Genomic DNA, 21,016 nt, shown 5'->3' with positions numbered 1-21,016 from the left:
GCATCGCGCGATCGCGCGTCGGCCTCCTCGGCCGCGATCCATGGATCACGCCTGCTGAGCCCTGCCCTCAATCCAGCCCCAATCCCCGCTTGAGCCACGCCGCGTAATGCCCGGCGATGTACGTCACCCGCCTCTGCTCCGAGGCCGGGTCGTACCAGGCGCCGCCGGCGCTGGCATTGGTGGCCGAGAGCTGGGGGTGGCGCAGCAGCACGGCGCCGGCGCGGTCGACCACCAGGGCCTCGCCCTCGAGATAGTCGCTGTTGGTGGCGTTGCCGCCGCCGAAGCGGGTCTCGCTGCCGGCATAGGGGTTGAACGACACGCCGGTGACCCGGACGACGAGGGTCGGGCCGGGGCCGCCGACCCGGTCGGCGAAGGTCTTGGCGAGTGCGGCCTGCAACTCGCCCCGGACGTTCTCGGCGTAGGGGCCGAGGCCGCGGGCGAGGAGGGGGCCGACATCAACCCGGATGGCGGAGAAGCGCGTACCCGGCGGCAGGGTCGCGTCCTGGGCGCTCGCGGGCAGCACGGCCGCCAGCAGGGCGGCCGCGATCAGGGACTGGCTCCAGCGCAGCATCGGCGTCGTCTCCACGGCGCCCGGTCGGGCCACCTCGTGACAGCCGAGATAGCCCCGGGATGCCGCTCCGGCAACGCTTCGATCGCCCGATCGTTGGCGCCTTACGCGCCGAACTGGATGCCGGTGATCTCGTAGGACTTGCCGCCGCCCGGGGTGACGACCTCGACGGTGTCGCCGACGCCCTTGCCGATCAGCGCGCGCGCGATCGGCGAGGTGATCGAGACCCGGCCGGCATGGACGTCGGCCTCGGGCTCGCCGACGATCTGGTAGGTCTTCTCCTCCTCGGTATCCTCGTCGATCAGCTTGACGGTGGCACCGAACTTGACCTTCGAGCCGGACAGCTTCGCCACGTCGATGACCTCGGCGCGGGAGATCAGGCTCTCCAGCTCCAGCACCCGGCCCTCGTTGTGCGACTGAGCCTCCTTGGCGGCGTGGTACTCGGCGTTCTCCGACAGGTCGCCGAGCGCGCGGGCTTCCGCGATCGCCTGGATGATCCGCGGACGCTCCTCCTGCTGGCGGCGCTTCAGCTCCGCCTCCAGAGCCGCGAATCCCCGTACCGTGATCGGAACCTTGTCCATCGTCGTCGTCTCGCGTCACAAATAATCGGCCCGGCGGGAGGGTGCGCCTCCCGACCGGGCCTGTTTCCGATTGTCTCGCGCGGGCGCGAGGAACTGAGATAGGGCGCGTCCGCAGTCTTTCGACTTAAGCCGCGAAATATTCCTGCAGGGCCCGCACCTCGAGATCACCCCCGAGATAGGCCTTGATCCCCTCTGCGGCCGCCATCGCTCCGGCGAGAGTGGTGTAGTACGGCACTTTATGCAAGAGGGCGGCCCGGCGCAGCGACCGGGAGTCGGACAGCGCGCCGGCGCCCTCCGTGGTGTTGAATACCAGGTGGATCTCGCCGTTCTTGATCGCGTCGACCACGTGCGGCCGGCCCTCCAGCACCTTGTTGATGCGCGAGCAAGCGACGCCGTTCTCGACGAGGTAGCGCTGCGTGCCGGTGGTGGCGAGCACCGTGAAGCCGAGATCGGACAGCAGCTTCATCGCCGGCAGGATGCGCGCCTTGTCGTCATCGCGCACCGAGACGAAGACCGTGCCGGCCTTCGGCACCTTCGTGCCCGAGCCGAGCTGGCTCTTGGCGAAGGCGACGCCGAAGCCGCGGTCGAGGCCGATGACCTCGCCGGTCGAGCGCATCTCCGGCCCGAGCAGCACGTCGACCCCGGGGAAGCGGGCGAAGGGGAAGACCGCTTCCTTGACGGCGATGTGGGGCAGCGTCTTGGGTTTCAGGCCGAAGGAGGCGAGGGGCTCGCCGGCCATGACGCGCGCGGCGATCTTGGCGATCGGCTCGCCGATCACCTTGGCGACGAACGGCACGGTGCGCGAGGCGCGCGGGTTCACCTCCAGGACGTAGATGTCGCCGTCCTTGATCGCGTACTGCACGTTCATCAGGCCGCCGACTTCCAGCGCCAGCGCCAGCCCGCGGGTCTGGCGCTCCAATTCGGCGATGGTCTCCGGCGACAGCGAGCGCGGCGGCAGCGAGCAGGCGGAGTCGCCCGAATGGATGCCCGCCTCCTCGATGTGCTCCATGATGCCGGCGATGAACACGTCCTTCCCGTCCGAGACCGCGTCGACGTCGACCTCGATCGCGTCCGACAGGTAGCGGTCGAACAGGAGCGGGTTCTTGCCCAGCACCGTGTTGATCTGGCCGGTCTTGTCGTTGGGGTAGCGCGCCTTGACGTCCGACGGGATCAGGCTCGGCAGGGTGTCGAGCAGGTAGTCGGCGAACTGGGTCTCGTCGCGGATGATCGCCATCGCGCGCCCGCCGAGCACGTAGGAGGGGCGCACCACGAAGGGCAGGCCGAGATCGGCGGCGATCAGCCGGCTCTGCTCGACCGAGTAGGCGATGCCGTTCTTCGGCTGCTTGAGGTGCAGCTTGTCGAGCAGGCGCTTGAAGCGGTCCCGGTCCTCGGCGAGGTCGATCGCGTCCGGCGAGGTGCCGAGGATCGGCACGCCGGCCTCCTCCAGCGCGCGCGCCAGCTTCAGCGGGGTCTGGCCGCCGAACTGCACGATCACGCCGTGCAGCGTGCCGGCCTGGCGCTCGGTCTCGATGATCTCCAGCACGTCCTCGGCGGTCAGCGGCTCGAAGTAGAGCCGGTCCGAGGTGTCGTAGTCGGTCGACACCGTCTCCGGGTTGCAGTTGACCATGATGGTCTCGTAGCCCGCGTCGGTCAGCGCGAAGCAGGCGTGGCAGCAGCAATAGTCGAACTCGATGCCCTGGCCGATCCGGTTCGGGCCACCGCCGAGGATGATGACCTTCTTGGCGTCCGTCGGCTGGGCCTCGTCGGCGACGGTCCCGGCGAAGGGCGCCACGTAGGTCGAGTACATGTAGGCGGTCGGCGACTTGAACTCGGCCGCGCAGGTGTCGATCCGCTTGAACACCGGCCGCACCGACAGCGCCCGGCGGGCGGCGCGCACGGCGCCCTCATCCATGCCGGCGAGCACGGCGATGCGCTGGTCCGAGAAACCGGCCGCCTTGAGCTGGCGGAAGGCGCCGGCGGTCTTCGGCAGGCCGAAGCGCTTCACCTTGGTCTCGAGGTCGATGATGCCCTGCAGCTGCTCCAGGAACCACGGGTCGATCTTGCACGAGGCGTGGACCTCCTCGTGGCTGACGCCGAGGCGCAGGGCCTGCGCCACCTTGAGCAGGCGATCCGGGGTCGGCGTGCCGATCGCCGCCTTGATGGCGTTGCGGTCGTCGCCTTTCCCCAGGCCCTCGATCTCGATGTCGTCGAGGCCGGTCAGCCCCGTCTCCAGCGAGCGCAGGGCCTTCTGGAGCGACTCGGCGAAGGTCCGGCCGATCGCCATCGCCTCGCCGACCGACTTCATCGCGGTGGTCAGGGTCGGCTCGGCGCCCGGGAACTTCTCGAAGGCGAAGCGCGGGATCTTGGTGACGACGTAGTCGATCGTCGGCTCGAACGAGGCCGGCGTCGCCCCGCCGGTGATGTCGTTGGCGATCTCGTCGAGGGTGTAGCCGACGGCGAGCTTCGCCGCGACCTTGGCGATCGGGAAGCCGGTCGCCTTCGAGGCCAGCGCCGAGGAGCGCGACACCCGCGGGTTCATCTCGATCACGATCATCCGGCCGGTGGCCGGGTCGACGGCGAACTGCACGTTCGAGCCGCCGGTCTCGACGCCGATCTCGCGCAGCACCGCGAGCGAGGCGTCGCGCATGCGCTGGTATTCCTTGTCGGTCAGCGTCAGCGCAGGCGCCACGGTGATCGAGTCGCCGGTATGCACCCCCATCGGGTCGACGTTCTCGATCGAGCAGACGATGATGCAGTTATCCGCGCGATCGCGGACGACCTCCATCTCGTACTCCTTCCAGCCGAGGACGGACTCCTCGATCAGGACCTCGTTGGTCGGCGAGGCGTCGATGCCGCGCTCGACGATATCGAGGAATTCCTCGCGGTTGTAGGCGATGCCGCCGCCGGTGCCGCCCATCGTGAACGAGGGCCGGATGATCGCCGGCAGGCCGACCTCGGCGAGCGCGACGAGCGCCTGGCCGAGCGCGTGCTCGCCGTAGCGCTTGCGCCGGTCGTTCTCTCCGGACGCCCACTTCTTCTCGAAGGCGGCGAGCGCGCTCGCCTTCGCCGCCGGATCGCTCTCGGCGGTCTCGATGCGGGCGACCTCGGCGAGGTACTTCTCCCGGTCGGCCTTCTTGGCGGCCGAGGCGTTGGCGAGCGCCGATTTCGGGGTCTCGAGCCCGATCTTCGTCATCGCGTCGCGGAAGAGGCTGCGGTCCTCCGCCTTGTCGATCGCTTCCGCCGTGGCGCCGATCATCTGCACACCGAACTTCTCCAGCACGCCCATCTTCTTGAGCGAGAGGGCGCAGTTCAGCGCGGTCTGGCCGCCCATGGTCGGCAGGAGGGCGTCGGGCCGCTCCTTCTCGATGATGCGGGCGACGATCTCCGGGGTGATCGGCTCGACGTAGGTGGCGTCGGCGAGATCCGGATCGGTCATGATCGTCGCCGGATTCGAGTTGACCAGGATGATCCGGTAGCCTTCCTCGCGCAGGGCCTTGCAGGCCTGCGTGCCGGAATAGTCGAACTCGCATGCCTGCCCGATGACGATCGGACCCGCGCCGATGATGAGGATGGAGGAGAGATCGGTGCGCTTGGGCATCGGGCTGCTTCAGACTCGTGCGGCGCGCTGCCTCGTTCCTCGGATCCGGCATCTCGGCCCGGTCGGGGCTGTCGAGGCGGGAGCGGAACGGTCGGGAGCGGCGGGGATTGCGTTGGGCGCCCTTAGCATAGGCGTGCAGATCAGGGGAAGGGCGTGGCCGAGGACGTGGACACGAGGGGAGATGCGCGCTGGACGCTGGTCACGGGCGCGTCGAGCGGAATCGGTGTGGAGATCGCCCGGGCCTTTGCCCGGCGCGGGCGCCCGCTGGTCCTGAGCGCGCGGCGGACGGAGCGGCTGGAGGCGCTGGCGGCGGAACTGCCCGTTCGGACCGTCGTGGTGCCGGCCGATCTCTCGGCCGCGGGTGCCGCCGAGGAACTGTTCGCGGCGGTCGAGGCAAGGGGTATCCCCCTCCATACCCTCGTCAACAATGCCGGCTTCGGCCTGCGCGGCCGCTTCGCGGCACTCCCGGCGAAGGACCAGGCCGAGATGGTGGCGGTGAACGTCACCGCGCCCACGATCCTCAGCCGATTGGTGCTGCCTGGCCTGATCGCGCGGCGCGCCGGCGGCATCCTCAACGTCGCCTCCGTCGTCGCCTACCTGCCGGGGCCCAACATGGCGGCCTACTACGCCAGCAAGGCCTACCTGCTGTCGCTGTCGGAAGCCCTCTACGAGGAGGCGCGGCCCCACGGCGTCGTGGTGACGGCGGTCTGCCCGGGCGCTACCGCGACGGAGTTCTCGGCACGGGCCGATGTCGGGGGCACCAAGCGCTTCACCGGCAACGTGATGATGCCGGAGGCCGTGGCCGAGGCGGCGGTCGCCGGCCATCTCGCGGGGCGGGCGGTCGTGATCCCGGGGACCGCGAACCGGGCGGCGGTGATCGGCGCCCGGCTGATGCCGCGCTGGCTCAGCCGGAAGGTGGCGGCTCGCCTGCAAGGATGAACGCAAACCGCCGGATTCAGGTCATCTTCGGTTCAGTGCCGGGCGCTAGACGTGGAGGCGGGGCGGCATCGGCCGCCCCGATGAATCCGTTGCGTGGTCGAGTGGCGTCGTGGCGAGCGAAACGAGAGCGAATGTCCGGAACGTCGCCGCGCTGGCGGCCCTGGCGCGGCAGTTCCTGTCGTATGTCGGGGTGAGCCTCGCGGCGCTCGCCGTGCACTACGCCCTGCTCGCCGCCCTGGTCGAGACCGGCCGCGCCGATCCGGTGCGGGCCGCGCTCGCCGGCTATCTGGCCGGCGCCGTGGTCTCCTACGGGCTCAACCGCCGCCTGACCTATGCCAGCGCGCGGCCCCATGCCGAGGCGACCTGGCGCTTCGGGGTCGTGGCGGCGATCGGTTTCGGGCTGACCTGGCTCATCATGGCGGGGCTCAGCCGGGGGTTGGGCCTGCCCTACCTCGCCGCGCAGGTGCTGGCGACCGGGGTGGTGGTGTTCTGGAACTTCCTCGGCCACCGGGTGTGGACCTTCGCGGTCAGGCCGGTGCCGGTGTTGTCGGACGAGGTGCCGGGAGTGCGGTGACGCGTTGGCCTGTGATCCGCGCATGCGTGGATCGGAGCCCCTCGTACCCCTCTGCCCTTTCCCGGACGACTGCAGCGTCAGCGGAAGGAGATCCGGGAAAGGGCCGGATGGGAGAAGCAACGCCGCTTCGACATTCATCCCCTCACGTCTCCACCTCCGCCGCCTCCCGACCCATCACCACCCGCACCCCAGCCCCGCCCTCGCGGGCGATCGCCGCCGCGAACAGCCCTCTGAGCGTCGTCGCCAGCCGCGCGAGGTCGTGGTGGCGGGCGACGCGGGCGCGGCCGACCCGGCCCATCGCGACAAGCGTCGCGTCGTCGGCCCGCAGGATGTCGCGCAGGGCGGCGACCAGGGCCGCCGCGTCGCCCGGAGGCACGATGCGGCCGCAGCGTTCGTCGACCAGTTCCGGGATGCCCGCCACCGTGGTCGTCACCACCGGCCGCTCCAGGGCCAGCGCCTCGAGGAGCACGATCGGCAGGCCCTCGGCGAAGCTCGGCAGCACCAGGGCACGGGACTCGGCGATGGCCGCGCGCACCTCGGCGCTGCCCTGCCAGCCGCGCAACTCGATCAGGTCTCCGACGCCGTGGCGGGCGATCTCGGCCTCGACCGCCGGGCGGCTCTCGCCGTCGCCGATCAGCACCAGGCGGAACGGCGCCTCGGTCGCACGCAGGGCCGCGACGGCCGCGGGCAGGTAGACCTGCCCCTTCTGCGGGCAGAGCCGGCCGACGCAGACCAGCGTCCGGCTCTCTCCCGCCGGGCGCTCCGAGGGCACGAAGTCCTTGAGGTCGAGCCCGCAGCGCGCCACCGCGATCCGGTCGCGGTACTGCGCGCCGCCGAAGCGCAGGAGCTGCCCGCGGCAGAAATCCGAGATCGCCACCGCGAAGGTGGCGCCGGAGAGCTTCAGCGCCAGGCCGTCTTCGGCGGCGGTCAGGAACTCGTCGGGCCCGTGGGCGGTGAAGCTGTAGCTCGGACCGCCCATGGCGCGGGCGATCAGCGCCACCGCGGCGGCGTTCGACGAGAAATGCACGTGGGTGTGGGCGATGCCCTCCCGGCGCAAGGCGCGCAGGAAGTACACCGCCTCCAGGAAGTAGGCCGCGTGCCGCACCGCCCCGCCGGCCGAGCGGCGAAGCCGCGCGGCGAGCCAGGCACCCCGGGCGAAGGCGACCGGGCCGGTGACCGCCTGGCGCAGGGCGGCGAGCGCCAGCCCGCGCAGGTTGCCGCTGAGGACGTAGTGGGTGCGTGCCTGATCGGCGACGTCGTCGGGATCGACGAGAGGCTGGTGCCAGCGCCGCAGCGCGAAGCGCCGCACCGTCACGCCCTGCGCCTCCAGCGCCGCCATCTCGCGCCGGATGAAGGTGGAGCTCGTCACCGGGGCGGTGTTGACCAGGTAGGCGATGGTCATCGAGCCGGGTTTCTGTGGGCCGGTTGCCCTGGGCCTTGATGTCATGGTCCTTGATGTCATGGGCGACGACGCTCCCGAGATACCGTCGCGCGCGGGAGCGGCGTTCCCGCGCCGCGCGATCGTTGAGGCGCAGCCTAGGGACTGCATCCACGCACGGGAGCGGCGGAAATCGGCGGCACCCCCGCCCAGAAGGGCGGGCCGGTCTACGCCTTTCGAGGATCCCGCCGCCGCCGATTGCGACGCTTACCCTGCGGACCCGGCCGGCTAGCCTGCTGAGAAGCCGCGGAACGACCCGGCTTAGAGCCCCGGCACAGCGATGCAGCGCCCTCTCATCATCCTCGGCACCGGCGGCAACGCCCTCGACATTCTCGATCTCGTCGAGAGCCGGGCCGGTCCCTGGCGGGTCGCGGGCTTCCTCGACGACGCCAGGCCGGAGGGCGCGCGCGTCGCCGGGCTGCCGGTTCTCGGGCGCCTCGCCGAGGCGCGGCGTTTCGCCGGGGATCCAGGCGCGGGCTTCGTCAACGCCATCGGCAGCGAGGCCAGCCACCGCGAGCGCCTGGCGATCGTCGCCGGGACCGGGCTCGACCAGGACCGCTTCGCCACCCTGGTCCATGCCGGGGCGTTCGTCTCGCCGCGGGCGGTTCTCGGTCCTGGCACCTGCATCCATGCCGGCGCCAGCCTCGCCGGGAACGTCGTGGTCGGGGCCCATGTCGCTGTCGGGCCGGGCGCGATCGTCGGGCACGACACGGTGATCGAGGACGGGGCGGTGCTCGCCCCGGGCTGCCTCGTCAGCGGCTTCGTGCGGCTCGGGCGGTCCTGCTACGTCGGGGCCGGCAGCGCCGTGCGCCAGCGCGTCGCCGTCGGCGAGCGGGCGCTGGTCGGCCTCGGCGCCGTGGTGTTGCGCGACGTGCCGCCGGGCGCCACCGTGGTGGGCAATCCCGCCCGCACCCTGCGGACGGGGGCGTGACGGCGATGAGAGCTCCCCGCGTCTCGGTCGTGCTCGCGTTGCGCGCGGGCGTCCCCGCCGGGCCGGCGCTCGCGTCCCTCCGCGCCCAGACCTTCGGCGACTACGAGGTCCTGGCGGTCGGGGAGGGGGCGGGCGCGGTCGCGTCCCTCGCCGCCGATCCGCGGGTGCGGGCCCTGCGCGAGGGTGAATCCGGCCGCTGCGCCGCGCGCAACCGGGGCGTCGCCGCTGCCCGGGCCGAGTGGGTGGCGTTCCTCGATTCCGGCGATGCCTGGCGCGAGGACCACCTCGCCGAACTCGTCGCCGCGACCCGCTTCGGCGACGCCGTCGCGGTGTTCGGCAATCCGGTCCTGGGGCAGGGCGGCCGGCCGCTCCTGCCGATGAGCGTGCCCTCGGGCCGGGTTTCGGACCCGTTCGACTTCGCGCTTCGGATCGGCGCCGCCCCGTTGCGGGCGAGCGCCGTCCTGATCGAGCGGGCGGCGGCGATCGATGCCGGGCTGTTTCCGACCCGCTGCGGCGGCGGGCCGGAGCTCGACCTGTGGGGCCGCCTCGCTCTCCAGGGACCGTTTCGCTACGTCGCCCGGCCGACGGCGGTACTGGGGCCGGCCGCTCCGTCGCGGCGCGTGCCGGCGTCCCCGCTCCTCGCCGCCACCCTGAAGGCGCTCCTCGACGAGGGCGCGGTGCCGGCCGAACTCGCTTCGTCCGCCCGGCGCTGCCGCAACCGGCTGCTCCTCGCCCATGCCCGACGCCTCGCCGATCTCGGCCGCCCGGCCGAGGCGCGGGCGGTGCTGGCGCGGGACTGCATCCCGGGCCTCGACCCGGCCCGCTACCTCGCGGTGCTCGCCCGCACCTGGCGGGCCGGCCCCTGGCCGGCGCCCGGGGCGCTCGCCGGCTCGCCCTGATTCGCCCGCCAACGCAAGGGTTTCTTGATGAGCCTCGTCAAGCGCGCCGTCCTGCTCGTCTCGGGCGAGCGCTACCTCGTCCTGTCGATCACCCTGTGCCAGACCGCCCTGGTCTCGCGCCTGCTCACACCGGAGGAGGTCGGCCTGTCGATGCTCGGGGTGGCGCTGGTGCAGCTCATCGACGGCCTGCGCGATTTCGGCACCACCAACTACATCATCCACGAGCCGGCGACCTCGCGGCAGAGCGCGCGCACCGCCTTCACGGTGCTCCTCGCCCTGTCGCTGGTCTTCGCGGGCGTGCTGTTCGCCTCGGCCGGGTTGTGGGCCGACATCTACGGCCAGCCGCTGCTGCGATCCTACCTGCGGGTGCTGGCGCTCACCTTCCTGCTGGTACCGTTCTCCGGGCCGCTGATGGCCCTGATGCGCCGCGACTTCCAGTTCGCCGCCCTGATGTGGGTCAATGTCGGCACCTGCCTGACCTACGCCGTGATGCTGGTCGTGCTCGCGTTCCTCGGCTTCGGGGCGATGAGCTTTGCCTGGGCGACCGTCGCCAGCGCGGCGGCGACCGTGGTCGCGAGCCTCGCCGGCCGGCCGGAGCCGGGGATCTACCGGCCCTGCCTCCACGGCTGGCGCACGGCGCTCGCGATCGGCGGCGTCTCCAGCCTGACGACGCTGCTGAACCGCGCCTACGACCTCCTGCCGATCTTCCTTCTCGGCCGCGTCGGCGGGCCCGACCTCGTCGGCCTCTACGGCCGGGCGCAGGTGGTGAGCCAGCTTCCCGACAAGATGATCCTCGGCAGCCTCGGCGCGGTGATCCTGCCGATGTTCGCCGCCGACCGCCGCGACGGCCGGGCCCTGGCGCCGACCTATCTCGCCTCGATCGGCAACATCACGGTGGTGCTCTGGCCGGTGGCGCTGCTGCTCGCGCTCATCGCCCAGCCGTTGGTGCTGGTGCTGCTCGGCGCGCAATGGCTCGCCAGCGTGCCGATCGTCCAGGTCCTATCGCTCGCCTCGATGATGACCTTCCCGGCGATGCTGACCTATCCGGTGCTGCTGGCGAGCGGGGGGCTTCGCGATACCCTGACGACGAGCCTGATCAGCCTGCCGCCGAGCGCCGCGATCATCGCCGCATCGGCCTCCGGCGGGCCGCTGGCGGTGGCGGCGACGCAATGCATCACCGTCCCGCTCCAGGTCGGGATCGCCCTGTACTTTATCCGCCGCCGCGTGCCGCTCGGCCTCAAGGATCTCGCCGGCGCGCTGCGGATCAGCGCCCTCGTCACGGTCGCCACAGCCCTGCCGCCGCTCGCCGTCATCGCGCTCGCCGGCCGCGGCTTCGCGCTCACCATCCCGCAGGGCGTGCTCGCGGGCTTCGGCGGCGCGGGCGCCTGGCTCGTCGCGATGCTGCTCCTCGACCATCCGGTCGCCGGGCACGCGCGCGAGACGATCCGGTCGGCGGTGGTGATGCTGCGGGCGCGGACGCGGCCCGTGCGCTGAGAAGGGCGCGGGTTTGCTCCTCCCACAAGCCCTGCACACGCGCAGGTGAGATCCTTTCGGCCTCCTCACGGCTTCAGCCAGCCCGGATCCAGGACGCGGAAGCTGTTGTCTAGAGAGCGACGTCGTCCGGCTCGACCTCGGGCAGAGGCGTCCGTGCCGGAGCGCCGCTCGGGGCAGGTTTGCGCGAACGCGCGATCACCCCTTCTCCGTCGCCAGAACATGCGCCACGATGGCGTTGGCGTGCCCGTGACCGATCCCATGGTCGGTCTTCAGCATCGCGACCAGTTCCATGTGCTTGGCTGGCAGCCTGCTGCGCACGAGGTCCTGCCACTCGCCGATCGGGCGGCCGTACTTCTTCTCGATGGAGGGGAAGTAGGAAGCGGGCCCTTTGACGGGTTCGGACGACATCGAGAGGCGGGCTCCGGCCGACAGGCCCCGACTGCGCGAGGTCACAGGACGACGCGCATCGCGGGGGCACTCTACGACGCCGGGCGGGTCGCGCGTCAATGCCCGAACCGGTGCGGATGCCGGCGCAGGCATGGTCACCCCGATCGGGTCTCGACCCTCACGGCTCCCGGATCCCCTCATCCGCCACCTGCATCAGCGGGTACAGGAAGTAGGCGATCACCCGCTTCTGGCCGACCCGGACCTCGCCCTGCACCGCCATGCCGGGGATGAGGCCCGCGCCCGCCGGCAGGGCGCGCAGACTCGTGTCGTCGAGGCTGAGGCGGGCGCGGTAGAACAGGGCCGGCGGCTGGCCGGGCCCGGGATTGCCGCGGCCCTCGCCGTCGGCCGGAAAGGCGTCGCGGCTCACCGTGCGGACGTGGCCCGAGATCGTGCCGTGCTTCTGGAACGGGAAGGCGTCGAGCTTGATGCGGGCCGGCTGGCCCACCGCGACGTGGCCGATGTCGCGCGGGTGGATCATCACCTCGGCTTCCAGCGGGCTGCCCGCCGGGACCAGGGTGAACAGCGCCTCGGCTTGCTTGGCCACCGAGCCGGCGCCGCGCTGCGCGATGTCGAGAACCGTGCCGTCGGCCGGTGCGGTCAGCGTCACCAGCTCGCGCCGCAGGGTCGCCTTGCGCAGCTCCTCGGCTGCGACCGTGCGCTTCTCGCGCGCCTCGGCCAGGGCTTCGAGGATGGTGCGGCCAGTCTCGTCGAGGAAGGCCTGGCGCTGGGCCGTCGCCTTGGCGAGGTCGTGGCGGGCCTCCGTTTGCGCGCCGCGGGTGCGCACCAGCGAGGCCTCGACGTCGAGGCGGGCGTCGCGGGTCTGGAGCAGGTTGAGCTTCGAGCCGATCTGCTGCTCCAGGAGCGTCGTGCGCATCCCCTCGATCTCCCGCAGGCCGTCGAGGCGGGCGAGCAGCACCGTCTCCTCGCGGCGGTTGCGGGCGAGGCTCGATTCGGCCCGGGCCAGCTCCTCGTCGAGGCCGCGCAGGCGGCTGTCGCGCAGCGCCCGGCGCTGCCGGGCGAGGCGGGCCTCCAGCGCCTGCTCAGGGCGCTTCAGGTCGAAGGCGGCGTCGCGGTCCGCGTCCTCGGCCTCGAGCCGCCGCACCAGGGCCTCCGCCGCGGCGAGCCGGGCGGTGAGCTGCTGCACGTCGGCCTCGCTGAAGGTCGGATCGAGCACCGCCAGGGTCTCGCCGGCCTTGACCGACTGGCCGACCGTGACGGTGATCGCGCGGATCGCCGCGGTCTCCAGCGGCTGGACGACGATGTTCGGCACCGTGGTGACGAGCCGGCCCCGGGTGCTGGCGATCTCGTCGATCTCCGACAGGCACGACCAGGCCACGCCCGTCGCGAGGAGGGCGGCGACCGCGTAGAGCGTCGCCTGGGCGATCCGGGGCGGCGCCCGCTCCTCGACCGCGAGCGCGTCGGGCTGGAACTCCGACACCACGGCCGGCCGGCGCCGGGCTGGCAGGATCACCACCTCGCCGCGGGGCGGGGCCTTCGCGGGAGCGGGGTCGGATGGCGGCACGGCGGCGAGCGGCGGCCGGGCCGCATCGTCAGGCTGGGTGGCGCTCATGCGGCCTGCCTCGTCTGCTGGTTCCACAGGTGGCGGTAGGTCGTGCAGGAGGTGAGCAACTGGTCGTGGCGCCCGGTCGCGACGAGGCGGCCGGCGTCGATCACCAGGATCGCGTGGGCGTCGACCAGGGTGGCCAGCCGATGCGAGACGATCAGCACCGTGCGCCCCCGGGCGATCCGGCGCAGGTTGCGCCGGATGATCGCCTCGCTGTCGGGATCGAGCGCGCTCGTCGCCTCGTCGAGGATCAGCAGGCGCGGATCGGTGACCAGCGCCCGGGCGATGGCGAGCCGCTGGCGCTGGCCGCCGGACAGGTTCTGGGCGTTCTCCTCCAGCATCGTCTCGAAGCCCCGCGGCAGGCGCTCGATGAATTCGTCGGCGCCGGCGGCGCGGGCGGCCTCGGCGATCTCCTCGAAGCTCGCCGAGGGCTTGGCCGCCGCGATGTTCTCCCGCACCGTGCCGCGGAACAGGAAGCTGTCCTGGAGCACCACGCCGACCTGGCGGCGCAGGTGGGCGAGGTCGATCTCGCGGATGTCGTGCCCGTCGAGGCGCACCAGCCCCTGCTGGACGGGATAGAGGCGCTGGATCAGCCGGGTGATGGTGGTCTTGCCCGAGCCGCTGCGCCCGACCACGCCCACGATGCTGCCGGCCTCGAGCGTGAACGACACCGAATCGAGGGCGGGGGGGCGGTCCGGCCCGTAGGCGAAGCGCACGTCCTCGAAGGTGATCTCGCCGCGCAGGGGCGGGCACAGGCCGCGGCTCGGCCCTTCCGCTTCGGGCGCCCGGTTCATCACCTCGCCGAGCATCCGCACCGAGAGCGCGACCTCCTGGTACTCGTGCGCCATGGTGAGCATCTGCACGAGCGGGCCCGAGACGCGGCCGGCCAGCATGTTGAAGGCGACGAGCGACCCGACCGTCATCGAGCGGTCGAACACGTCGAGCGCCCCGAGCCCGATGATCGCCACCGAGGTGAGCTTTTCGAGGAGCCCCGTCGCGGCCTGGGCGATGGCCGAGATCCGCTCGACGCCGTAGCGCATCTGCACCGCTTGCGCCGATGCATCCTCCCACTGGCGGCCCTGGAGCGGCTCCATCGCCAGGGACTTGATCGTGCGCATGCCCTGGACCGATTCGACCAGCAGCGCCTGGCGCTCGCCTTCCGCGTCGTAGAGCGCCTGGAGCCGGCGCCGGAACGGCCCGATCAAGCCCAGGATGGTGAGCGCGACGAGGCCGGTGAAGACCAGCACCACCAGGGTCAGCTTCGGGCTGTAGAGCAGCAGCACCGGCACGAAGACCAGGAGCGAGCAGGCGTCGAGCACGGTCGTGAGGAGCCGCCCGGTCAGGAACTCCCGCACCCGGGAGGCCTGCTGCATGTGCTTGACCAGGATGCCCGCCGGCACCTGCTCGAAATGCGCGAGCGGCAGGCCAAGGAGATGGGCGAAGGTCTGCACCGCGACGCGGATGTCGATGCGGTTCGAGGCGTAGAGCAGGAGGTAGCGGCGCAGGAACGTGAAGCAGGCCTCGAAGACCAGCGCCAGCACCACGCCGCCGGCGAGCACCGTGAGGGTGGCGTAGGATTCGTGGGTCAGCACCCGGTCGATGACGAGCTGCGAGAACAGCGGCACCGCGAGGCCGACGGCGTAGAGCGCCAGCGCCGCCACGATCACATCGGAGAAGAGCCGGCGCTGGCGCAGGATCTCGGGCACGAACCACAACAGCCCGAACGGCCGGCGCCCGTCGGACGTGCGCCGCCGGGCCTTGGCGCGCACCAGCAGCACCTCGCCGCCCCAGGCCGCGCAGAAGGCGGGTTCGTCGAGGAGGAAGGGCTCGTGCCGGGCGGCCTTGGGGTCGAACACGATCAGGCGCGGCGTCTCGGCGTTCCGGTCGGTGCCGGTGACGACGACCCAGTTGCCGTTTCGCAGATGCGCCAGCGCCGGGAAGGCGCCGCCGAGATCGGCGAGGCTTGCGAAGGACAGGCGGGTGCGGCCGGCCCGCAGGCCCACCTCCCGCGCCATCCGGGTCAGGCGCGGCGTCGAGACCGCCTCGTCCCCCACCGCGTAGGCGTGGGCGAGGCGATTAGAATCGAGGTCGACGCCGTGGTGGCGCGCGACGGCGATGAGGCAGTGCAGTCCTGTATCCACGGCGGCGCCCGAGCGTTGTCTGAGGATCAGGAGAAATTCGGCGAGGTGTTGCGGCCCGGCCGGGCGCCGGCGAAGGGAACGGCCTCCCGCGGGGGCTGGCCCGGTTGGATGACGCCGGATTCGATCAGGCTGTTCTTGACCTGCTGCATCAGGTCGGCGGCGTTGGCGAAGGCGTCGGCGGGCAGGATCAGGCGCTGGCGCAGCATCGGCACCGGGTTGCCGTTGGCGTCGCGCTCGGACGGCGACAGGCTCATCAAGTCGACCCGGACGATCGAGCCGGTCACGGTGATCTCGCTGATGCCGTCGGTGTAGGTTTCGGTGATCATCTGGTTTTCTCCGATGATGAGCCGTGTCAATCGGCTCGGCAGAATTGACATCGACGGCGTCATTCCGGGGCCGCGCAGCGAAGCCCGGAATGACGCGGGGGGGTGCAATGTCGTTGGCGGGATCGAACGATCTCTGGTGACTTACGCCGCCGCCGACGGGTTGAAGACCACGTCCACCCAGTAGTTCGTCTTGTTGTAGGTGTTGGTCGGGAACAGGCTGGAACTGCCGTAGGCGAAGACGCCGTTGCCCGTGGATGGCGCCGTCAGCGGCCCGCTCGTCACCGCGCTGGCAAAGCCGTTGGCGGTGGTCGAGTAGCGGCCGGCATCGGTGTGGTAGGACGCCGTGTAGGTGGCGCCCGGCGTCAGCGCGACCGGGTTCGAGAAGGTGGCGGTCTGCCAGCCGCTGGCGGACTCGTTGGTGAAGGTGGCCGTCGCCAGCTTCTGGCCGGTGCTCGACCACAGGGTGCCGGTGTGCGTCCCGGTATCCTGCGTGCCCTTGTAGAACTTGACCGCGCTGACCGTGCCCGCCGAGGAGGCCTGGAACTGCACCCCGAGCTCGACCGGGCTGGTGTCGTTGGTGTTGGTCGCCGCTGGCGTCGCTGAGGATGAGAACAGGCTGACCGGGCCTGTGCCGGGCGCCGACACCGTGAGCGCCACGCTGGCCGAGGAGGTGCCGCCGCGCCCGTCCGAGATCGCGTAGGTGAAGCCGGCAGGTCCCGTGTAGTTGGTCGTCGGCGTGAAGGTGATGGTGGAGTTCGTGGTGTTGAGCGAGACGGTGCCGTTGGTGGGAGTGCCGACGCTCGTCACCGAAAGCGGATCACCGTTCGGATCGGTGTCGTTGGCGAGCAGGGTCGAGGTCGAGAAGGTGGCGGCGGTGTTCTTCGTCACCGCGGGGCCGGTGTCGTTGACGGCGGTCGGGGCCTGGTTCGTCGTGGTGCCGCTCGGATTGAAGACGACGTCGACCCAGTAATTGGTGTTCTGGTAGGTGCTGGTCGGGAACAGGCTGGAGCCGCCATAGGCGAAGACGCCGTTGCCGGTGGAGGGCGCGGTGAGCGGCCCGTTCGTCACCGGGCTGGCAAAGCCGTTGGCCGTCGTCGAGTAGCGGCCGGCATTGGTGTGGTAGGAGGCGGTGTAGGTCGCGCCCGGCGTCAGCGTCACCGGGCTCGAGAAGGTGGCGGTCTGCCAGCCGCTGGCGGTCTCGCCGGTGAAGGTCGCGGTGGCGAGCACCTGGCCGCTGCTCGACCACAGGGTACCGGTATGGGTGCCTGTATCCTGTGTGCCCTTGTAGAACTTGATCGCGCTGACCGTGCCGGCCGAGGAGGCCTGGAACTTCACCCCGAGCTCGACCGGGCTTGTGTCGTTGGTGTTGGTCGCGGCCGGCGTCGCCGACGAGGAGAACAGGCTGACCGGGCCGGTGCCGGGCGCCGACACCGTGAGCGCCACGCTGGCCGAGGAGGTGCCGCCGCGCCCGTCCGAGATCGCGTAGGTGAAGCCGGCAGGTCCCGTGTAGCCGGTCGTCGGCGTGAAGGTGATGGTGGAGTTGGTGGTGTTGAGCGAGACGGTGCCGTTAGTCGGCGCGCTGACGCTCGTCACCGTCAGGGTGTCGCCGTTCGGGTCGGTGTCGTTGGCGAGCAGGGTCGAGGTCGAGAAGGTGACGGCGGTGTCTTTCGTCACCGCGGGGCCGGTGTCGTTGACGGCGGTCGGCGCCTGGTTCGTCGCGGTGCCGCTCGGGTTGAAGACGACGTCGACCCAGTAATTGGTGTTCTGGTAGGTGCTGGTCGGGAACAGACTGGAGCCGCCATAGGCGTAGACGCCGTTGCCCGTGGACGGCGCCGTCAGCGGCCCGCTCGTCACCGGGCTGGCGAAGCCGTTGGTTGTGCTCGAGTAGTACCCGGCATTGGTGTGGTAGGAGGCGGTATAGGTCGCACCCGGCGTCAGCGCGACCGGGCTCGAGAAGGTGGCGGTCTGCCAGCCGCTGGCGGACTCGTTGGTGAAGGTGGCCGTCGCCAGCACCTGGCCGGTGCTCGACCACAGCGTGCCGATATGCGTCCCGGTGTTCTGGCTGCCCTTGTAGAACTTGATCGCGCTGACCGTGCCCGCCGAGGAGGCCTGGAACTTCACCCCGAGCTCGACCGAGCCGGTGTCGCTCTCGTTGGCGACCGCAGGCGTGGCCGAGGACGGGAACAGGCTGACCGGGCCTGCGCCGGGCGGCGACACCGTGAGCGCCACGCTGGCCGACGAGGTACCGCCGCGCCCGTCCGAGATCGCGTAGGTGAAGCCGGCCGCACCCGTGTAGCCGGTCGTCGGCGTGAAGGTGATGGTGCCGGCCTGGCTGTTGAGCGAGACGGTGCCGTTGGTGGGACTGCTCACGCTCGTCACCGTCAGCGGATCGCCGTTCGGGTCGGTGTCGTTGGCGAGCAGCGTCGAGGCCGCGATGGTCGTGGCGGTGTTCTGCGTCACCGCAATGCCGCTGTCGTTGACGGCGGTCGGGGCCTGGTTCGTCGTGGTGCCGCCGGGATTGAACAGCACGTCGACCCAGAAATTGGTGTTGTTGAAGGTCTGGGTCGGGAACTGGCTCTGGTCATAGGCAAAGACGCCGCCGCTGGCGGTGAGCGGGCCGCTCGTCACGTTGCTGTTGAAGTAATTCACGTCGCTCGAATAATGCCCGAGCGTCGAGTAGTACGAGGCGGTATAGGACGTGCCCGCGGTGATCGGGACCGGGTTCGAGAAGGTCGCGGTCTGCCAGCCGTCCGTGGTCTCGTTGGTGAAGGTCACGGTGGCGAGCTTCTGGCCGGTGCTCGACCACAGGGTCCCGACATGGGTCCCGCGGTCGAGGGTGCTCTTGTAGAAGCGGATGCCGTTGATCGTGCCCGCGGTGGAGCTCTGGAACTTCACGCCCAGCTCGACCGGGGTGCTGTCGACGGTGTTGGTGACGGTGGGCTTGGCCGAGCCGGGGAAGATGGTGCGGTAGGGGGACGCCGTCACCGTCAGGCTGCGCCCGGTCGACGGAATCTCCAGGTTGACGCTGTCGTCGGTCGCCCGGGTGCGGATCTGGTAGGTGCCGGCGACCTGAGGCGCGAAGGTGTAGCTCCAGCTCTCGTCGCCGGTGGCGGCGCGCCAGGTGGCCCCGTTGTCGGTCGAGACCTCGACGCCCGCGACCACGCCGCCGCCGACGTCACTGGCGGTGCCGGTGATCGTCACCGGGGTGAAGGCCGTGACGCTCGATCCCGTCGTCGGCGTGGCGACGGTCGAGGTCGGCGCGGTGTGATCGGTCGAGGCGGTGGCGGGTGTCAGGTTCGGATCGAGGGTTCCGGGCTGCACGCCCATGTCGGCGAGCAGGTTGACCATCGCCTGCTGGATCCGCGGATCGGTCGGCGTCGCCTCGTTGTCGTGGTTGGCCGACAGGCCCCAGGACCAGTAGACGGTGCCGGCGCCGAAGACGAGGGCGCCGCTCGGGGCGCGGTAGAGCGTCAGGCTGTGGGTCGCCGTGCCCTGGCCGGTGGTATTGCCGTAATCCTGGAGATAGGACGACGTATCGAGGGTGGTCGAGGACAGGCGCACCAGGCCGGCCGGGGCCGAGGCGTTGTCGGGCGCCTCGTCCCACTCGTAGCCGAGATAGTTCTGGTTGAGCGAGGCGGTCTGGCCCGGCTGCAGGTCGGCGATGCTGGTATTGCGCCAGAACCGCTGGTTGGCGTCGTCGTACGGCACCGTGATGGTGTCGAGCCTGTAGGAATCGACCTGGAACATCGTGCCGGTCAGGGCATTCTCGGGGTCGTTGTTGCCGACCGTGCCGGCCGGCCCGCGCGGATCGCGCCAGGTGCCGGTCCACTGGTTCGTCGGGTCGGCGTTCTGGTCGGCGTCCCAGGTCTCCTTGTAGGAGACCAGCGTGCGGTACGGCGTGGCGTCGCTGCTGATGCTGTTGGAGAACCGCGTGCGCCAGTAGACCTCGTTGCCGCTCCAGAACGCCAGGTTGACGCCGGCGTCGCGCGCCGCCTCGACGTTGTCGCGCTGCGGGCCCGACCAGTACTCGTCGTGGCCGACGTCGAGGTACATCTTGTGGTTCTTGATCAGGCCACCGTTGCGGTCGGCATCGACCCCCGACATGTACGAGACGTCGTAGCCGTTCTGCTCCAGCCACATGATCGCCGGGAACTCGGCGCCGTAGATGTAGTCCTGGGGTCCTGCCGCGTAGCCGCCTCCGCGCGTCGTGATCGGCCGGTTGTAGCTCACCGCGTAGGCGCGCCCCGCGCCCTGGCCGGTGGCCGGGCCGTCGCCGCCGTAGAAGTTGGCGCCGCCCCACTGGTTGTAGGCCTGCCAGGTCTGGTCGGCGGTCTGGAAGATGATGTCGCTGCGGCTCGAATCGTCCCGGACGATGAACGGAATCTCGTTCTCGCCCGCCGTACCGTCCTGGCGCGTCAGCTTGGCGATGTAGACGCCCGAGACCGCGTCCGCCGGCACGGTCCACGAGGCCGAGACCGACCAGTTGCCGGCATCGACCAGGCCGGTCGCGGCGTCGCGCAACGGATCCGGCTGGTTCTGCACCCCGGTATGCTGGAGCGTGTCGATCTTGCGCGCGCCGAGGCCCCCGTAATAGCCGAGCCGGTAGATGTCGATCCGGTAGTTGTTCGAGTTGGTGTTGATCTTGAAGTTGACGGTCTTGCCGACGTTCGTGCTGATGTCGGTGGCGAAGCCCTCGATGTTGCCGTCGCCCGAGCCGTCGATGCCCCACTCGCTGACCGGGTTGCCGACCTTCTGGTTCTCCAGGACGATCTTGTTGGTGGTCGAGGCGGTCGCGGCGGCGGTGAGCGAGTTCGGGGCCAGGGTGCTGGGGGTCGCGGTCTTCGAAGGGGCGGCCGCGGTGGTGATCGGGCCGCTCAAGCGGGCGATCTGGGACTTCGACGGGCCGGTCGTGGAGGTCTCCGCCCCGCCGGGGAGCGTGGTGACGGCGCCCAGCGGCGCGCTGCTGCCGTAGCCCGGCAATTGCCCGCTCGCCGACAGGATGGTGCTCGACGGCAGGTCGAGGATCCGCGTCGGGCAGTTCACGTAGCCACAGGTGCCGCAGCAGAAGATCGCGTTCGAGGCCGCCGACGGGCCCGGGGTCGCTGCCGGACCCTGGAGGATCTGGGCCGCCGCCGGGTCGGGCGCGCCGCTCGATCCGACGGGGCTCGCGCCGAGCAGCGCCGCGACCTTGCTCGCCGAGGCCGAATCCTCGGCACCGGAGGCCGGGGACGAGGCTTTGTCGCCGGTCTGGAGGGAATTGAGGACTGGATCGACGGTCGTCTCGTCGGAATAGAGCATGGCGTCTGCTTTCGACAAGAAAGAATCGCGGTGACCGGCACTGTCACATCCCGGCCCGGATTGTGGAAGGAGCCTTACGCCGGCTGCGCACACAGCCTTTCGATGCGTGCGACGACTGTCGCTTACGCCTTTCGAGGGTACTTCACGATTGGTCCGCGCGGTGCTTGTGTCGCCGACAAACCGGACTGGAACTGGTCTCGCCGCCGGCAAGGAGAGGG

The 21,016-nt window shown here is 70.9% G+C and carries 14 protein-coding genes; 5 read left to right on the top strand and 9 right to left on the bottom strand.

The genetic code is table 11. From position 1 onward, the window contains the following. Window positions 1-67: 67 nt before the first annotated feature. The 3 genes from ACS5PV_RS02630 to carB all read right to left on the bottom strand — a co-directional run bounded on the left by ACS5PV_RS02630 (window position 68) and on the right by carB (window position 4,747). Window positions 68-571 (bottom strand): hypothetical protein, encoded by a 504-nt coding sequence (locus ACS5PV_RS02630; protein WP_455393811.1) that lies wholly within the window; start codon window positions 569-571, stop codon window positions 68-70. Window positions 572-672: 101 nt separating this feature from the next. Further along, entirely contained in the window at window positions 673-1,149 is a 477-nt protein-coding gene (greA, locus tag ACS5PV_RS02625; protein ID WP_455393810.1) for a transcription elongation factor GreA, read from the bottom strand. Window positions 1,150-1,273: 124 nt separating this feature from the next. After that, window positions 1,274-4,747 (bottom strand): carbamoyl-phosphate synthase large subunit, encoded by a 3,474-nt coding sequence (gene carB, locus ACS5PV_RS02620; protein ID WP_455393809.1) that lies wholly within the window; start codon window positions 4,745-4,747, stop codon window positions 1,274-1,276. 153 nt (window positions 4,748-4,900) lie between these two features. Here carB and ACS5PV_RS02615 point away from each other — a divergent pair, with 153 nt between their 5' ends. Both ACS5PV_RS02615 and ACS5PV_RS02610 read left to right on the top strand, forming a co-directional pair. Next, window positions 4,901-5,686: an SDR family NAD(P)-dependent oxidoreductase gene (locus tag ACS5PV_RS02615; protein WP_455393808.1), complete on the top strand. Its 786-nt coding sequence runs from the start codon at window positions 4,901-4,903 to the stop codon at window positions 5,684-5,686. 109 nt (window positions 5,687-5,795) lie between these two features. After that, entirely contained in the window at window positions 5,796-6,260 is a 465-nt protein-coding gene (locus ACS5PV_RS02610; RefSeq protein ID WP_455393807.1) for a GtrA family protein, read from the top strand. A gap of 142 nt (window positions 6,261-6,402) precedes the next feature. Here ACS5PV_RS02610 and ACS5PV_RS02605 read toward each other — a convergent pair whose 3' ends face one another. Then, entirely contained in the window at window positions 6,403-7,662 is a 1,260-nt protein-coding gene (locus tag ACS5PV_RS02605) for a glycosyltransferase family 4 protein (RefSeq protein ID WP_455393806.1), read from the bottom strand. A gap of 316 nt (window positions 7,663-7,978) precedes the next feature. Between ACS5PV_RS02605 and ACS5PV_RS02600 the strand changes: the two genes are divergently transcribed. From ACS5PV_RS02600 to ACS5PV_RS02590, 3 genes are read left to right on the top strand one after another with little or no spacing between them, the layout of a single operon-like run. Further along, complete coding sequence (locus ACS5PV_RS02600) at window positions 7,979-8,629, top strand: NeuD/PglB/VioB family sugar acetyltransferase (protein ID WP_455393805.1); 651 nt, start codon at window positions 7,979-7,981, stop codon at window positions 8,627-8,629. 5 nt (window positions 8,630-8,634) lie between these two features. Next, complete coding sequence (locus tag ACS5PV_RS02595) at window positions 8,635-9,528, top strand: glycosyltransferase family 2 protein (protein WP_455393804.1); 894 nt, start codon at window positions 8,635-8,637, stop codon at window positions 9,526-9,528. Between the two features lie 27 nt (window positions 9,529-9,555). Then, complete coding sequence (locus ACS5PV_RS02590; protein WP_455393803.1) at window positions 9,556-11,022, top strand: oligosaccharide flippase family protein; 1,467 nt, start codon at window positions 9,556-9,558, stop codon at window positions 11,020-11,022. 195 nt (window positions 11,023-11,217) lie between these two features. Here ACS5PV_RS02590 and ACS5PV_RS02585 read toward each other — a convergent pair whose 3' ends face one another. The 5 genes from ACS5PV_RS02585 to ACS5PV_RS02565 form a co-directional block, all read right to left on the bottom strand. Then, window positions 11,218-11,430, bottom strand: a complete 213-nt coding sequence (locus tag ACS5PV_RS02585) for a DUF4287 domain-containing protein (RefSeq protein ID WP_455393802.1) — start codon at window positions 11,428-11,430, stop codon at window positions 11,218-11,220. A gap of 157 nt (window positions 11,431-11,587) precedes the next feature. After that, the gene (locus ACS5PV_RS02580) at window positions 11,588-13,039 is read right to left on the bottom strand and encodes an HlyD family type I secretion periplasmic adaptor subunit (protein WP_455393801.1); all 1,452 of its coding nucleotides are present in this window, start codon (window positions 13,037-13,039) and stop codon (window positions 11,588-11,590) included. Then, a complete protein-coding gene (locus ACS5PV_RS02575; protein ID WP_455393800.1) occupies window positions 13,036-15,174 on the bottom strand; it encodes a peptidase domain-containing ABC transporter in 2,139 nt (712 codons plus the stop codon). Before ACS5PV_RS02575 ends, ACS5PV_RS02580 begins: the two co-directional genes overlap by 4 nt. A 26-nt stretch (window positions 15,175-15,200) precedes the next feature. Continuing rightward, window positions 15,201-15,500: a hypothetical protein gene (locus tag ACS5PV_RS02570; protein WP_455393799.1), complete on the bottom strand. Its 300-nt coding sequence runs from the start codon at window positions 15,498-15,500 to the stop codon at window positions 15,201-15,203. Window positions 15,501-15,641: 141 nt separating this feature from the next. Beyond that, a complete protein-coding gene (locus ACS5PV_RS02565) occupies window positions 15,642-20,816 on the bottom strand; it encodes a DUF4082 domain-containing protein (RefSeq protein ID WP_455393798.1) in 5,175 nt (1,724 codons plus the stop codon). Window positions 20,817-21,016: the final 200 nt, after the last annotated feature.

The organism is Methylobacterium sp. Gmos1 (genome assembly GCF_053764715.1).
This window is presented reverse-complemented; position numbering and strand designations above follow the sequence as displayed.

What these genes read in the sequence shown, in the direction of transcription:
- ACS5PV_RS02570 (WP_455393799.1), bottom strand. Translation starts at nt 15,500, where the DNA reads ATGATCACCGAAACCTACACCGACGGCATCAGCGAGATCACCGTGACC.
- ACS5PV_RS02630 (WP_455393811.1), bottom strand. Translation starts at nt 571, where the DNA reads ATGCTGCGCTGGAGCCAGTCCCTGATCGCGGCCGCCCTGCTGGCGGCC.
- ACS5PV_RS02580 (WP_455393801.1), bottom strand. Translation starts at nt 13,039, where the DNA reads ATGAGCGCCACCCAGCCTGACGATGCGGCCCGGCCGCCGCTCGCCGCC.
- greA (WP_455393810.1), bottom strand. Translation starts at nt 1,149, where the DNA reads ATGGACAAGGTTCCGATCACGGTACGGGGATTCGCGGCTCTGGAGGCG.
- ACS5PV_RS02600 (WP_455393805.1), top strand. Translation starts at nt 7,979, where the DNA reads ATGCAGCGCCCTCTCATCATCCTCGGCACCGGCGGCAACGCCCTCGAC.
- ACS5PV_RS02595 (WP_455393804.1), top strand. Translation starts at nt 8,635, where the DNA reads ATGAGAGCTCCCCGCGTCTCGGTCGTGCTCGCGTTGCGCGCGGGCGTC.
- carB (WP_455393809.1), bottom strand. Translation starts at nt 4,747, where the DNA reads ATGCCCAAGCGCACCGATCTCTCCTCCATCCTCATCATCGGCGCGGGT.
- ACS5PV_RS02605 (WP_455393806.1), bottom strand. Translation starts at nt 7,662, where the DNA reads ATGACCATCGCCTACCTGGTCAACACCGCCCCGGTGACGAGCTCCACC.
- ACS5PV_RS02585 (WP_455393802.1), bottom strand. Translation starts at nt 11,430, where the DNA reads ATGTCGTCCGAACCCGTCAAAGGGCCCGCTTCCTACTTCCCCTCCATC.
- ACS5PV_RS02590 (WP_455393803.1), top strand. Translation starts at nt 9,556, where the DNA reads ATGAGCCTCGTCAAGCGCGCCGTCCTGCTCGTCTCGGGCGAGCGCTAC.